General features: G+C 58.1%; 17 protein-coding genes and 1 tRNA gene. 17 read left to right on the top strand and 1 reads right to left on the bottom strand.

The features are described 5' to 3' along the window. Positions 1-117 precede the first annotated feature (117 nt). Positions 118-969 carry an AraC family transcriptional regulator gene (locus ODJ80_RS10190; RefSeq protein WP_263041988.1) on the top strand — a complete coding sequence of 284 codons (852 nt, stop codon included), beginning with the start codon at positions 118-120 and terminating at the stop codon, positions 967-969. Between the two features lie 397 nt (positions 970-1,366). Here ODJ80_RS10190 and ODJ80_RS10185 read toward each other — a convergent pair. Then, a tRNA-Leu gene (locus ODJ80_RS10185) sits at positions 1,367-1,453 on the bottom strand. Positions 1,454-1,632: 179 nt separating this feature from the next. On the opposite strand from ODJ80_RS10185, the gene ODJ80_RS10180 reads away from it, so the two are divergent. The 16 genes from ODJ80_RS10180 to ODJ80_RS10105 all read left to right on the top strand — a co-directional run bounded on the left by ODJ80_RS10180 (position 1,633) and on the right by ODJ80_RS10105 (position 12,857). Beyond that, positions 1,633-2,589, top strand: coding sequence for an ROK family protein (locus ODJ80_RS10180; RefSeq protein WP_263041987.1), 957 nt, complete (start codon positions 1,633-1,635; stop codon positions 2,587-2,589). 5 nt (positions 2,590-2,594) lie between these two features. Beyond that, a complete protein-coding gene (locus tag ODJ80_RS10175; RefSeq protein ID WP_263041986.1) occupies positions 2,595-3,647 on the top strand; it encodes an aldose epimerase family protein in 1,053 nt (350 codons plus the stop codon). Between the two features lie 88 nt (positions 3,648-3,735). Beyond that, the gene (locus tag ODJ80_RS10170) at positions 3,736-4,155 is read left to right on the top strand and encodes a bis(5'-nucleosyl)-tetraphosphatase (RefSeq protein WP_263041985.1); all 420 of its coding nucleotides are present in this window, start codon (positions 3,736-3,738) and stop codon (positions 4,153-4,155) included. Positions 4,156-4,274: 119 nt separating this feature from the next. Continuing rightward, complete coding sequence (locus ODJ80_RS10165; protein ID WP_263041984.1) at positions 4,275-5,303, top strand: stage III sporulation protein AA; 1,029 nt, start codon at positions 4,275-4,277, stop codon at positions 5,301-5,303. Next, on the top strand, positions 5,206-5,685 hold the full coding sequence (locus tag ODJ80_RS10160) for a stage III sporulation protein AB (RefSeq protein ID WP_178864168.1): 480 nt from the start codon (positions 5,206-5,208) through the stop codon (positions 5,683-5,685). The genes ODJ80_RS10165 and ODJ80_RS10160 overlap by 98 nt, the downstream gene beginning before the upstream one ends. A 30-nt stretch (positions 5,686-5,715) precedes the next feature. Next, positions 5,716-5,910, top strand: coding sequence for a stage III sporulation protein AC (gene spoIIIAC, locus ODJ80_RS10155; protein WP_178864169.1), 195 nt, complete (start codon positions 5,716-5,718; stop codon positions 5,908-5,910). Positions 5,911-5,912: 2 nt separating this feature from the next. Continuing rightward, positions 5,913-6,302: a SpoIIIAC/SpoIIIAD family protein gene (locus ODJ80_RS10150; RefSeq protein ID WP_263041983.1), complete on the top strand. Its 390-nt coding sequence runs from the start codon at positions 5,913-5,915 to the stop codon at positions 6,300-6,302. Positions 6,303-6,315: 13 nt separating this feature from the next. Continuing rightward, positions 6,316-7,428, top strand: coding sequence for a stage III sporulation protein AE (locus ODJ80_RS10145; RefSeq protein WP_263041982.1), 1,113 nt, complete (start codon positions 6,316-6,318; stop codon positions 7,426-7,428). Further along, positions 7,425-7,892, top strand: a complete 468-nt coding sequence (locus tag ODJ80_RS10140) for a hypothetical protein (RefSeq protein ID WP_263041981.1) — start codon at positions 7,425-7,427, stop codon at positions 7,890-7,892. The genes ODJ80_RS10145 and ODJ80_RS10140 overlap by 4 nt, the downstream gene beginning before the upstream one ends. A gap of 24 nt (positions 7,893-7,916) precedes the next feature. After that, the gene (locus ODJ80_RS10135; protein ID WP_263041980.1) at positions 7,917-8,447 is read left to right on the top strand and encodes a hypothetical protein; all 531 of its coding nucleotides are present in this window, start codon (positions 7,917-7,919) and stop codon (positions 8,445-8,447) included. 46 nt (positions 8,448-8,493) lie between these two features. Further along, positions 8,494-9,057 carry a SpoIIIAH-like family protein gene (locus ODJ80_RS10130; protein ID WP_263041979.1) on the top strand — a complete coding sequence of 188 codons (564 nt, stop codon included), beginning with the start codon at positions 8,494-8,496 and terminating at the stop codon, positions 9,055-9,057. A 158-nt stretch (positions 9,058-9,215) separates the two neighbouring features. Then, positions 9,216-9,635, top strand: coding sequence for a transcription antitermination factor NusB (gene nusB / locus ODJ80_RS10125; protein ID WP_263041978.1), 420 nt, complete (start codon positions 9,216-9,218; stop codon positions 9,633-9,635). After that, a complete protein-coding gene (locus ODJ80_RS10120; RefSeq protein ID WP_263041977.1) occupies positions 9,628-10,566 on the top strand; it encodes a Kae1-like domain-containing protein in 939 nt (312 codons plus the stop codon). Before nusB ends, ODJ80_RS10120 begins: the two co-directional genes overlap by 8 nt. Beyond that, complete coding sequence (gene xseA, locus ODJ80_RS10115) at positions 10,563-11,768, top strand: exodeoxyribonuclease VII large subunit (protein WP_263041976.1); 1,206 nt, start codon at positions 10,563-10,565, stop codon at positions 11,766-11,768. The genes ODJ80_RS10120 and xseA overlap by 4 nt, the downstream gene beginning before the upstream one ends. A gap of 2 nt (positions 11,769-11,770) precedes the next feature. Continuing rightward, the gene (locus ODJ80_RS10110) at positions 11,771-11,995 is read left to right on the top strand and encodes an exodeoxyribonuclease VII small subunit (protein ID WP_442863911.1); all 225 of its coding nucleotides are present in this window, start codon (positions 11,771-11,773) and stop codon (positions 11,993-11,995) included. Further along, entirely contained in the window at positions 11,973-12,857 is an 885-nt protein-coding gene (locus ODJ80_RS10105; RefSeq protein ID WP_263041974.1) for a polyprenyl synthetase family protein, read from the top strand. The genes ODJ80_RS10110 and ODJ80_RS10105 overlap by 23 nt, the downstream gene beginning before the upstream one ends. The last annotated feature ends 28 nt before the right edge of the window (positions 12,858-12,885 follow it).

Below are 12,885 nucleotides of genomic sequence, written 5' to 3'. Positions count from 1 at the left end.
CCTTTTCCTTTATTTTACTGAAAAAAAGCGGGCATGACGTGGGATAATCTGCTTGAAAACAGGTGATAGTTGCTATATAATAGAAAAAACGAACTTGCGGGGGCTATTTTATTGGGTTTGACGATTGAAAATTTCACGCTCCGCCAAACCATGCAGGACAGCTTGTTTGAATGCCATCACTATTTGGACAAGGTTCCTCCTGAAGTGGAGTTTCACGAGCATGAGTTTTATGAGATATATTTCTTCCTGTCCGGCGCTGTCTCCTATGTGATCGAGGGACGTACCTATCAGCTGCGGCCGGGGGATATTTTGCTGACCAATAATGAGGATATCCACCGGCCAGAGGTGCGCGAGGGCAAACCCTATGAGCGCTATGTCATCTGGATTCGCCCGGAAGCCATCCAGTCCTTCCGCAGCTTGGGAGATGATTTGGCCGCTTGTTTTTTAGATGCGGCAAACCGGCGCTTTAAGCTCATTCGGCCGGACAGCAGTACCGTGACACATCTGAGAAGCCTGTGTGAAAAGATCATTCAGGCGCGCCGGGAGGACTGCTTTGCCAAAGAGACCCTGGCCTATCTCTACCTGTGCGAGTTTTTAGTCTATTTAAACCGCGCTTACTTTTCCCTGCCGGACAGCATTTGGCAGGATGTGAGCGAAAATGAAAATGTCAACCAAGTCATTGCCTATATTAACGACCACCTGTCGGAAGATTTGAGCTTGGACCGGCTGGCAAACCACTTCTATGTGAGCAAGTATTACCTCAGCCACAGGTTTAAGGAGTACACAGGTTTGACCCTCTATCAATTCATCATCAAGAAGCGCTTGGTGGTGGCCCGCAATATGCTGCGGGAGGGCACACCGGTGACTACGGTCTGCCTGCAGTGCGGTTTCAATGACTACTCCAATTTCCTCAAGCAGTTCAAGCGGGAATTTGGCCGCAGTCCAAAGGAATTTATGCGCCAGGATTAAATCCGCGGCTGCCGCTGGCTGCGACTCCTTCCCGTATGAGAGCGTCCCGCCTGGGCGGCAGTAACCACGAGCGGTTTAAAAAGGCCGGGTACCCCCGCGGGACCCGGCCTAGCTGTGTTTACAAAGAAGGCGTGAAAGGCCTTTTTAGAGCGAAACGGCGGAGATACCGGCAAAAATACCCCGTGGAAGTGCAGGCGAAAAAGAAAACGCTGAACCTAGAACGCGAAATGCGTTCAGGCTCAGCTGGGATTAAGGAGGCAGAATAACCGCCAACAGGAAACGGGGAGCGGCAGTTTGCCGCTGGTCGAGGTGGAAGGAAAACTGCCCGCTGCAAGCGTGAGGGAAAAGGCAAAAGAAAAAGCTGAGCTTGGAACGCGGATTGCGTCCAGGCTCAGCCTGGTGCCGCTGACCGGACTTGAACCGGTACGGGATCGCTCCCGAGGGATTTTAAGTCCCTTGTGTCTGCCGATTCCACCACAGCGGCCGATGGATAGAAATGATAACTAGAAAATAATACCACGAGAAACAGAGAAAATCAAGAGGGAGGCTACGGAAAAAAATATGGAAATTTTGCTGAGAGTCATTTACTTTTGAGGGGATAGTATAGTATACTTTTCATGTTGGGGAGATCCCAGGAATCTTTGCTGAAGGAGCAATGCTGTTATGTATTACCTAGGAATTGACTTGGGCGGCACCAATATTGCCGTCGGCATCGTGGATGAGAATAACCAGATCATCGCGCGGGCTTCCTCTAAAACAAAGCTGGAAAACGCCGAGCAGGTGGCGGACGCTATGGCTGAGACGGCCTATGCCGCTTTGAAGAACGCCGGCATTACACTGGCCGATGTGCCTTGGGTGGGAATTGGTTCTCCCGGTACCATCAATAAGGCCACGGGCATCATCGAGTTTGCCAACAACCTGCCCTTTAAAAATACGCCCATGCAGAAGATGCTTTCCGAGCGCATGGAGGGAAAGCAGGTCCTTATGGAGAATGATGCCAATGCCGCGGCTTACGGCGAGTACATGGCTGGTGCCCTGAAGGGCGCTGACAACGCCATCGCCATCACTCTGGGCACTGGCGTGGGCGGCGGTGTCATTATCAACCATAAGATTTATTCCGGCAGCAACTATGCCGGTGCCGAATTGGGCCACACGGTGATCGTGGTGGATGGCCGCCTGTGTACCTGCGGACGTCATGGCTGTTGGGAGACTTACGCCTCTGCCACCGGCCTGATCAAGACCACCAAGGAGCACATGGACAAGGCCCCCAAGGATTCTCCCCTGTGGACTCTGGTAGAGGGCGACATCAATAAGGTCAGCGGCCGCACCGCCTTTGACGCCATGCGTCAGGGTGACCCCATCGGCAAGGAGATCGTGGATGAGTACATCAAGTACCTCAGCGTGGGCATCGTGGACATGGTGAACATCTTCCAGCCTGACATCCTGTGCATTGGCGGCGGCATTTCCAACGAGCGGGAGACTCTGCTGGCCCCTGTGCGGGAATTTGTGGCAAGAGAGCAGTATGCCATGAACTCCGCGAAGAAGACCGTGATCTGCCGTGCTGAGCTGGGCAATGACGCTGGCATTATCGGCGCAGCGCTGCTGGGCAAGGAGGTTTGAGTTTCATGTCCGTGGAAAAGGCTGTGTTCGGCACTCTCCCCGACGGGCGGGAGGCTGCCCTTTATACCTTGAGAGCCCGCAGTGGTATGACGTTGGTCACCACGCCCTACGGATGCCGGATTATCCGGCTGCTGGTGCCGGATCGCCTGGGGAGGCTGGGCGATGTGATTCTGGGGCACCGCACTTTGGAGGAGTACTTTGGCGCGGATTACCACGGAGCGTTCATCGGCCGTTATGCCAACCGCATTGGTGGGGCGCAGTTTGTTTTAGACGGCAAGACCTATAGCCTGCCAGCCAACGATGGGGCCAACACCTTGCACGGCGGCCCTGGGGGCTATCACCAGGTGCTGTGGGAGGCATCTGTTCAGGAGGAGGGGGACGAGCCCTCTATCACCTATACCTATGAGAGCCCCGATGGAGAAGAAGGGTTCCCTGGCAGCCTGAAGCTGCAGGTGACCTATACCTTGAAGAAGGATAACACACTCTCTTTGGAGTATACGGGTACCAGCGACCAGGCCACTCCCTTCAATCCAACCAACCACGCTTTCTTCAACCTCTCCGGAGACCACCAAAAGGAGGTCCTGTCCACCTGGCTGCAGCTCAATGCCGAGGAGACCACAACGGTCTCGGACGGCCTGATCCCCGATGGGAACATCGTCTCCACCTTGGGCGGGCCTCTGGACTTCACCGCTGGAAAGGAACTGGGGAAGGATATGTTTGCCGATGACCACTTGATCCAGCTTTGCGGCGGTTTTGACCACAATCTGTGCATCAAGGGCGAGGGCTTCCGCCAGTTCGGCGAGGCATGGGACCCCGACAGCTGCCGGGCCATGGAGATCTGGTCTGACCTGCCTGGCGTACAGCTGTACACCTTCAACTCGGTGGACGAAGGCATTTTGGGTAAGGACGGGCTGCCCATGAAGCCCCACACCGCCTTCTGCTTGGAGACCCAGTTCTACCCGGACTCGGTGCATCACGAGAACTTCCCGTTCCAGTACCTGCAGCCCGGTCAGCCCTTTACCACAAGGACAGAATACCGGTTCTCCGTGAAAAAGTAAGTCATAGCGGGGCCGCCCGGGGCCATGCCCGGGGCGGCTCTGCTCTTTTCTTTTCCGCACCACACTCTAAAAGAAGGAGGCTTTCCCGTTGAAAAAAGAAAAATCCTGCGGTGCCGTTGTCTGCCGGAAGGGGGAAAACGGCCTGGAGATCTTGCTCATCCAACACAAGAACGGCGGCCACTGGGCCTTCCCCAAGGGCCATGTGGAGAAAAAAGAGACCGAAGAGGAGACCGCCCTGCGGGAGATCAAGGAGGAGACCGGCTTGAAAGTGGCCCTGGATACGGCCTTTCGGAAGATGGTCACCTATTCTCCCAAGCCCGGTGTGATGAAGGACGTGATCTACTTTGCCGCCAAGGCAAAGAAGGACAGCGCCCGTCCCCAGCCGGAAGAAGTGCTGAAATTGTGCTGGAAGTCCCCCGAAGAGGCCCTGGAAGCTGTCACATATGACACGGACCGCCAGGTCCTCCAGGCCTTTCTGGAATACCATAAGAAGGCCTCTGAAAAGTAGATCACTGTTTCCACGGAGAAAAGCCCCTGCCATTTGGCGGGGGCTTTTCTGCCGTCTGTTCTATTTGGCTGCCCTTGTCCATAGATATGAAACATCCCATGAACAAAGGAGGAACGGCTATGGAGCCTTCCGGGTTCGATTATGTAGCGCGGCAGGTCCCGCTTTATCGGGATTTGCTTTTATCCCTTCCCCAATGGGTGAAGGAGCAGGCCTTCGACTTTCATTTCAGCGCGGGACAACCTATTTCCCTTTGCGGTAGAGAGGGGATCTGTTTTCTGGTGGGGAGGGGCTGCGTTTCCCGCTGCCCGCAGGATGCCCCTCCGGTCACTTCCCAACAAATACGGGAGCTGTTTTTACAAATCTGCGGCTATTCCGTGTATGCCCACGAAGATGAGCTCCGCCAGGGCTATGTGCGCTTGGGGGAGGGCTGCCGGGTGGGGGTCTGCGGCTCGGCTGTTATGGAGGGAGGCGTGGTGCGCGGTTTGCGGGATGTCACTTCTCTGGTGTTCCGCATCCCCCGCCGAAGATGGGGCTGTGCGGACAGGCTCTTTACAGGAGGCATCCCTGTGGAGAAGGGGGTCCTGGTGGCTGGCCCGCCTTCCAGTGGAAAGACCACCTTCCTGCGGGATATAGCCCGTTCCCTCTCCTTGGGGCGGTTTGCCTCCGGCCGCCGCGTCGCCATTGTCGATGAGAGGGGAGAGCTGGGGGGATTTGACTTGGGGCCCTGTGCGGATATCCTGCGGGGATATCCGAAGGAAACCGGCCTGGAGGTGGCTCTGCGAACGCTCTCGCCAGAGGTCATCGTCTGCGATGAGCTCTCCCAACGGGATTTCAAGGCGGTGCAAGGGGCGGTGGCCGCGGGGGTGGCACTGGTCGCCTCTGTTCATGGAGACACAAACGGGCTGTTGCAAAGGCCCCTGTGCCGGGCCCTTTTGGAGAGCGGAGCCTTCCAGACGCTGGTGTGCCTAAAGGGGCGCAGCGCGCCGGGAGAGCTGGCCTGGATCCAAAAGGTGGCCCCCTGGGGCCGCGGCGAGAGGGGAGAAAACGCCTGTGAAGCTGTGGGGAATGGCATTGATCGTGCTCAGCGGCCTGTTGGCGGGCTTGCTGGTGGCGTCCCGTCTGAAACGGAGGGTACGCCTGCTGCTTGATCTGAAAGCGCTGCTCCAGGGCTTCTCCACTGGAATACGATTTTGCAGCGGAAGCCTTTCTGAGCTGATTGTAGAGCATCAGGAATCTCCGTTCTGCCGCCAGGCGGAACGGGAGCCGGAGTTTCCAGAGGACCCGGCGGCCGCCCTGGAACAGGCAGGCCGGGTTTTGCTGTGGGAGACCGGAGACCTGGAATGGTATCAGGGGATGGTGCGGGGGCTGGGGGTCAGTGATACCCAAGGGCAGTTGGAGCATCTCTCCCTGTACCAGGCCTTGTTGGAACCCCGGCTGGAGCAGGCTCGGGAAGAAGCTCGTCAGAAATGCCGTGTACAGGTTGCCTTAGGGCTTTTTTCCGGAATTGTGCTCAGCCTGCTGCTGCTTTAAGAAATGGAGTGGAAAGGGAGGCGTGTCCTCGTGGAAGTGGATCTGATATTCCAAATTGCCGCAATCGGCATTATTGTAGCCGTGCTCAACCAGCTGCTGGTGCGTTCCGGCCGGGAGGAGCAGGCCATGATGACCACGCTGGCAGGCCTCATTGTGGTGCTGATGATGATTATTCGGCAGATTGACGCCCTGTTCCAGGCGGTCAAATCCATTTTTTCTCTGTAGCGATGGAGATATTTGGAATAGGGGTCTGTGCCCTGTGCGCGATGCTTTTCGCGGCTCTGGTGCAGAAGAGCAACAAGGAATACGCCCTGCTTATCAGCCTGGCGGCAGCAGTTGGCCTGCTCCTGCTGATCCTGAGTAGGGCAGAGCCCTTGGTGAGGCAAGTGGAAGACTTAGCGGGCGGCGGCCCCCTGGAAGGCGAGCCTGTCAAGCTGATGCTGCAGGCTGTGGGAATCACCCTGGTGGGGCAGCTGGTCTCTCGCCTGTGCAAGGATGCCGGAGAGTCCGCCCTCAGCTATACAGTAGAGCTGGCGGCCCGAGCGGCGGTGTTGGCAGCAGCCCTGCCCGCGGTGGGAGAGCTTTTAAAATATCTAGGGGAGATTGCCGCCCTGTAAGGATGTGAGGCGTATGCGGAACAAGAGGGCTTTTCTGCCTCTGCTCCTGGCAGTTCTGCTGCTGGTGTGCCTGTGCCCCGTGAGGGCGGCTGCCTCAGAGGTGGGGGAGATCTACAAAAAAAGCGGTGCGGAAGGGATCTATGATTCCCTGGATCAGGAGACGCAGGCACTGCTCTCCCAAATAGGAGTGGAGCAGGGGGAGCCCCTGCCCAGCGAGGAGGGAGAGGGACTGCTGCAGACGCTTTCACAGCTGCTCCGAGAAAAACTGGCAGCGCCATTAAAGGGAATGGCGGCCCTGTTGAGTGTGGTGGTCTTGAGCCGCCTGGCCGTTGTTTTTGAGGAGGGGGGTGATACCGTGATTTTGGCGGCGGCCCTGGCCTGTGCCGCTGTGCTCACTGCCCCGCTTCTCGAGCTCATTCAGGCAGCGGAGCAGGTCATAGACAGCGCCTGTGCTTTTTTGGGAGCCGGCGTGCCGGTCTACGCCGCATTGATGGCGGCTTCTGGCAGCGGAGGGGCGGGCGGGGCTTACAGTGCGCTGGCCCTGGCGGTGGGAAGCTTAATCCCAATTCTCTCCTCTGCCGTGCTGCTGCCTCTTCTCCACGCTTTTTTGATGCTGGCGCTTGCCTCCCCCCTCTGCCAGTCCCGGTTTGACCATTTGATTTCCAGCCTTTACGGTTTTGCCAAATGGCTGCTGGTGCTTTCTGTCACGCTGTTTTCGGGGCTGCTCTCTGTGCAGACCATGCTGGGCGCCCAGGTAGACGCCGCCTCCAGCAAAGCGGTCAAGCTTCTTGCTTCTTCCGCTATCCCTATTGTGGGCGGCGCCTTTGGGGATGCAGTGGCCGCTATCCAAAACAGTGTGCAGATTGTAAAGTCCGGGGCAGGAGCGTTCGGGATTTTGGCGGCTCTTTGTATCTTTGCCCCCACTTTTCTGCAGGCGGCCTTGTGGCTGGGCGTGTGCCTGGTCTGCCAGGCAGCCGCTGGGCTGTTCGATGCCTCCCGGCTGGCGGCGCTGTTTGGGGCCTGTGGTTCGGTGGCCAGAATGCTGCTGGCCTTGCTGGCCAGTGTTTGCGCTGTGGCAGTGGTGTGTGTAGCGATGGTGCTTCTTGTAAAGGGGAGCCTGACATGAGTACCGTGATGAGCAGCATCCTAACCGTGTGCCTGGTACTGATTGCTACAGAGCTTTTGCGCAAGCTTTGTCCAGAGGACCGGATGGTCCAGTTTGTAGCGGGACTCATTGCCCTGGGAATGCTCTTGTCCCTGGTGGGAAGCCTTCTCTCCTTGGATGTGGATTTTTCCTTTTCGGAAAAGCAGGCCCAGCGCCAGCAGGAGGATTTGACCTCTTATGTGGGGGACCAGCTGGAACAAGCCCTTCAGCGGGATGCCCAAGAGTATGTGGAGGGCCTTTTAGCGGCAGGGGGCCTGCAGGCAAAAGAAATCCGTGTTTTGACAGATAGAAACGAAGGGGGCAGCATAGTATTGACTGAGGTGGCCGCCTTGTTTGCCTATCCATCCGATGGGGAGCGGGCCAGGGTGCTGCTGCAAAACGCCTTGGGCGAAGAGGTTCGCGTCAGTGTGGAGGTAGAGCCATGAGCCCTGGCGGGGAAAGGAGAGACCATGGAACAAGCCAAGCAGACGTTTCTTGCGTTCTTTCGCAGGGAAAAACTGCTAAAATGGGTGGTGGCTTTGGGGCTGTGCGGAATGGCACTGATCTATCTTTCGTCTTTCTGGACTCCCGAAGGGGAAGAGCCAGCACCCCCCACGGATGCCGGCAGTTCCGCGGAGTACAGCCAGTCTCTGGAGCAGGAGCTTTCCCGCATCATCTCCGCCATCACCGGGGAAAAGTCCCCTGCCGTGCTGGTGACTTTGGAGGACAGCGGCCGCAGCCTGTACGCTGAGGACGGCCGCAGCACTACCCAGCAGGGAGAGGCCTCCAGCGAGGAGAGGGAGAGCACCCATGTCCTTTTTGAGGATTCTCAAGGCAACCAGCAGCCTCTTACCATCACGCGGACCCAGCCGCAAGTGCAGGGGGTGGTGGTGGTCAGCGCCTTCGCAGAAGACCCGGCTACCCGGGAAAAACTGGTAACGGCTGTGTGCACCGCCTTGGATCTTTCCTCGGCTAAGGTGTGTGTTGTCAGCGGCGGATAGCCGTCTGATAAAGTAGATCAATGCAAAACGATGGAGGGATTTGACCATGAAATTTGGAAAAAAACAGCTGGTGTTGGCTTCCCTGGTGTTGGCTCTGGGGGCGGCGGTGTATTTGAACTGGCAGTTTGCAGGTACAAACCGTTTGCCGGTGGGTGAATCTTCAGAGGAGAGCAGCCAGCTGGGGGCCGCCCAGCTGGTAAACAACGCCTATGTAGAGACAGTCAATGACGGTTTGGAGGCCAACGCCTCCAGTGAATCCGGGGAAAGCGGGGCTCTGTCGCAGGCGCGCTTGGACCGTCAGGCGGCCCGGGACGAGGCGTTGGACCTGTTGGATGAGGTGCTGAAGGATGTGGAGTCAGACAGCGCTGCCAAGCAGCAGGCTGTGGACCAGGCTTCGGCCATAGCGGAAAATATCCTGGAAGAGTCCAATGTGGAGAGTCTGCTGGAAGCCAAGGGCTACACGGACTGCGTAGCCTACATCACCTCGGAGGAGTGCAGCGTGGTGGTCTCCGGCGCCCTGGAGGACTCCGATACCCTCATCGTCCAGGAGGTGGTCATGGAACAGACGGGGCTGACGGCGGACAAAATCAAAATCATCGGCACAAATTAGTTGGAATCTGGAAACGGTTGTGTTATAATAACTCCATCGAATACCGCCGCGTGCGGTTTTCCCGGTGGAGCTTGAAAACATGATGCTGGAAAAGGACCTGTTTGCAAAGGCTCACCGTGGAAGCGGTGGGCTTTTTTATTATTTCGGGAGGTTTGGCTATGACAAGAAGGGAAGCCAGGGAACAGGCGTTTATTTTGGTGTTTGAGCAAGCGGTGCGGGAAGAGCCTATGGATGGCATCCTCCATGATGCGGCAGAGGCCCGGGACTTTGTCCCCGGTTCCTTCGCCGAAGGCGAGGCCCTGGGAGTGGAGGCCCATCAGCAGGAGATCGACCAGCTGATTGAGGGGCACATCCGGGGCTGGAGCCTGCGGCGCCTTTCCAAGGTGGCTTTGGCTTTGCTGCGCCTGGCAGTGTATGAGATGATGTGGGACGAGGGCATCCCTTACAGCGTTTCCATCAACGAGGCGGTAGAGCTTGCCAAGACCTATGGCGGCAAGGATGACGCCTCCTATGTCAACGGGGTGCTGGCATCCATTTCCAAAGCGCTGCCGGAAAAGCGGGACAAGCCCCATGAGTGAGTGTTTTTTGGGCATCGACACCAGCAACTACACCACCTCCGCCGCCCTGTTCGGGGAGGGGAAAGTCTTGGAAAACCGGAAGCGGCTGCTGCCGGTGAAGCCGGGAGAGCGTGGCCTGCGCCAAAGTGACGCAGTGTTCCATCATGTGCGGCAGCTGCCAGAGGTGCTGGGCTCTGTGTTAGAGGAGCTAAAGGAAACGCCCCAAGCCATTGGGGTGTCGGTTTCTCCCACCACGGAAAAGGATTCCTATATGCCCTGCTTCCTGGTGGGGAAGACCACGGCGGAGCTGCTGGGCAAGGCTTGGGGCGTCCCGGTGGAGCACTTCTCCCACCAGCAAGGGCATATCGCGGCGGCACTGTACTCTGCGGGCAAGCTGGATTGGCTGGAGCAGGAGTTCCTTGCTTTTCACATCTCTGGGGGCACCACAGAGGCGCTGCGGGTGCGCCCTGATGAAAAGGGATTGCCCCAAATGACCCTGGTGGGCCGCTCTTTAGATTTAAAAGCGGGGCAGGCGGTGGACCGGGTGGGGGTGCTTCTGGGCCTTTCTTTTCCCTGTGGGCCGGAGCTGGAGCGTTTGGCCTTGCAATGGGAGGGAAAGCTCTCGTACCGCCCAGTGCTCAAAGGGCATGACTGCTCCCTCTCCGGGATAGAGAACCAGTGCAAGGCCATGATCCAGCGGGGAGATCCGCCGGAAAAGACTGCCCGCTACTGCTTGGAGGCCCTTGCCGCTGTGCTGGATAAGATGTGCGGCGGCCTGCTCCAAGAGCTGGGAGACCTGCCGGTGCTGTTCTCTGGCGGGGTGTGCTCCAATTCCCTATTGCGGCAGCGCCTCTGCGCAAAATATGGGGCAGCTTTCGCCGCGCCGGAGTTCTCCTCCGACAACGCTGCGGGCGCGGCTGTATTATGCTGGAAAAAGAGGTCAACACTATGAAAGCAGCAGTCCTCACCGTTTCGCAAGTGAATTTTTTTCTCAAGTCCCTTATTGAAGGGGACGGGCGCCTGAGCCATATCACGGTCTGCGGGGAGATCTCCAACTTTACTGACCACTACCGCTCCGGCCACCTCTACTTTTCCTTAAAGGATGAAAAGTCGGTGCTTAAGGCAGTGATGTTTGCCTCTGCCGCCTGCCGGCTGAAGTTCCGCCCGCAGGATGGTATGAAGGTCATTGTGCGGGGCCGCGTTTCTGTTTACGAACCCACAGGCCAATATCAGATGTATGTAGAGGACATGCAGCCCGAGGGCATCGGCGCCTTGAGCTTGGCTTTTGAACAGCTCAAAGAACGCTTAGCCGCAGAGGGGCTTTTTGGGCAGGAGCACAAGAAAACGATTCCCGCCTATCCAGAGAAGATCGGCGTTATCACCTCTCCCACCGGGGCGGCGGTGCGGGACATCTTACAGATCACGGCCCGGCGCTGGCCCCTGGCCCAAATCGTCCTGGCGCCAGTGCTGGTGCAAGGCAGCCAAGCGCCTAGGCAGATCGTCGCGGCCCTTCGGGAGATGGACCGGCAGCGTGCCTGCGACGTGATTATCCTGGGACGGGGCGGCGGCTCCATGGAAGATTTGTGGGCCTTTAACGATGAGAGCGTGGCCCGGGCCGTGTATGCCTGCTCCCTTCCGGTGGTGTCAGCGGTGGGCCACGAGACGGACTTTACCATCTGCGATTTTGTGGCGGACTTGCGGGCTCCCACGCCCAGCGCGGCGGCAGAACTCTGCACACCGGACTGGCGGGAGGAACTGGCCCAGGTGCGCTCTTACCACCGGTACTTCCAGCAGGAAGCCAAGGGCCTGGTGGAGTACCTTCGCCAAAGCCTGGACCTGCTGGTGCAGGATTCTCCCTGGGGGCAGCCTGCTGGTTTTTTGGCAGGCCATCGGGCAGAAGTGCAGGGTTTAGAGCTGCGGTTGGAGCAGGCTTTCCGGCGCCGGGTCGCAGAGGAGCAGAAGCGCTTGGCCGTGCTTTCCGGCGCCCTGGATGCGCTGAGCCCTTTGAAGGTGCTTTCCCGGGGCTACGCGGTAGTGCAAGGGCAGGACGGAACGCTTCTCAAGCAGGCAAAAGCCGTCCAGCCAGGAGAACGGGTTCAAATCCGCCTGGCGGAGGGCTGCCTCTCCGCGGAAATTTTGGATAGGAGGGAATGAGCGTGGCGGCAAAATTAAAATTTGAAGATGGCATGAAACGGCTTCAGGAGATTGTAGCCAAGCTGGAAAACGGGGAAGAGACCTTGGAGGAAGCCATGAAGCTCTTTGAGGAAGGCGCTAAGCTCTCAGCCCGTTGCTATGAGATGCTGGATAAGGCGGAACAAAAGGTGACGGAGCTGGAAAAGCTGCCAGGAAAGGAAGAAAATGACCATGAAGGAGACCTTTGAGCGTTACCGGCTGCTGGTAGAGGATGCCCTCTCCCAAACCCTCCCACCCCATGACCCCGAGGAGCCGGACGCTCTTGTGTGGCAGTCGATGGCGTACAGCCTGCAGGCGGGCGGAAAACGGATCCGGCCTGTAATGGCCCTGGCTTTCTGTGCCCTGTGCGGCAGCCAGCCCGAGAGGGCTGTGCCCTTTGCATGCGCGGTGGAAATGGTCCATACCTACTCCCTGATCCACGACGATCTTCCCTGTATGGATGACGACGACCTGCGCCGGGGAAAGCCTACCAACCACAAGGTTTATGGGGAGGCCATGGCCCTTTTAGCGGGGGACGGCCTTTTGACTCTGGCCTTTGAAGCTGCCTTACGCTTTGACGGGCCCGCTCAGGACGCCTTGCGTGGAGCCAGGGTTTTGGCGCAATGCGCCGGCGCCTCCGGCATGGTGGGCGGACAGTGTATAGACTTGGAATCCCAGGGGAAGACAGCGGATTTGGACCTGCTTTGGAAAATGGACCAGGGCAAGACGGTTGCGCTGATTTCGGCTGCCTGCCAAATGGGCTGTATCGCTGCCGGGGCAGGGGAGAAAGCCCTGGAAAATGCCCGCCGCTACGCGGAAGGGGTGGGCATGGCCTTCCAGATTCGGGATGACATTCTGGATGTTCTGGGCGACGCACAGACCTTGGGAAAAAACGTGGGAATGGACTCCGCACGGGATAAGCGCAACTATGTGTCCCTGTTGGGGGTGGAAGAAGCCCAACGCAGGGTGGATTCCTATACGGCACAGGCTTTGAAAGCCTTGGAGGGCTTCCAGGGGGACACCCTCTTCCTGAAGGAACTGGCAGAATCCCTGGCTACCCGGGACAAGTGAGCCGGACCCTTTCCTATGCCATTCCCCC

The sequence above is a fragment of the Acutalibacter sp. LFL-21 genome, assembly GCF_025630755.1.
GTDB lineage: Bacteria > Bacillota > Clostridia > Oscillospirales > Acutalibacteraceae > Acutalibacter > Acutalibacter stercoravium.
Note: the sequence above shows the minus strand (reverse complement) of the source record. Positions and strands in the feature narration are given on the sequence as shown.

Bases quoted from the DNA above. Each gene is read 5' to 3' on its own strand.
- ODJ80_RS10180 (WP_263041987.1), top strand. From the start codon at position 1,633: ATGTATTACCTAGGAATTGACTTGGGCGGCACCAATATTGCCGTCGGC.
- ODJ80_RS10175 (WP_263041986.1), top strand. From the start codon at position 2,595: ATGTCCGTGGAAAAGGCTGTGTTCGGCACTCTCCCCGACGGGCGGGAG.
- ODJ80_RS10130 (WP_263041979.1), top strand. From the start codon at position 8,494: ATGAAATTTGGAAAAAAACAGCTGGTGTTGGCTTCCCTGGTGTTGGCT.
- ODJ80_RS10150 (WP_263041983.1), top strand. From the start codon at position 5,913: ATGGAGATATTTGGAATAGGGGTCTGTGCCCTGTGCGCGATGCTTTTC.
- ODJ80_RS10135 (WP_263041980.1), top strand. From the start codon at position 7,917: ATGGAACAAGCCAAGCAGACGTTTCTTGCGTTCTTTCGCAGGGAAAAA.
- ODJ80_RS10165 (WP_263041984.1), top strand. From the start codon at position 4,275: ATGGAGCCTTCCGGGTTCGATTATGTAGCGCGGCAGGTCCCGCTTTAT.
- ODJ80_RS10145 (WP_263041982.1), top strand. From the start codon at position 6,316: ATGCGGAACAAGAGGGCTTTTCTGCCTCTGCTCCTGGCAGTTCTGCTG.
- ODJ80_RS10140 (WP_263041981.1), top strand. From the start codon at position 7,425: ATGAGTACCGTGATGAGCAGCATCCTAACCGTGTGCCTGGTACTGATT.
- ODJ80_RS10120 (WP_263041977.1), top strand. From the start codon at position 9,628: ATGAGTGAGTGTTTTTTGGGCATCGACACCAGCAACTACACCACCTCC.
- nusB (WP_263041978.1), top strand. From the start codon at position 9,216: ATGACAAGAAGGGAAGCCAGGGAACAGGCGTTTATTTTGGTGTTTGAG.
- ODJ80_RS10105 (WP_263041974.1), top strand. From the start codon at position 11,973: ATGACCATGAAGGAGACCTTTGAGCGTTACCGGCTGCTGGTAGAGGAT.
- xseA (WP_263041976.1), top strand. From the start codon at position 10,563: ATGAAAGCAGCAGTCCTCACCGTTTCGCAAGTGAATTTTTTTCTCAAG.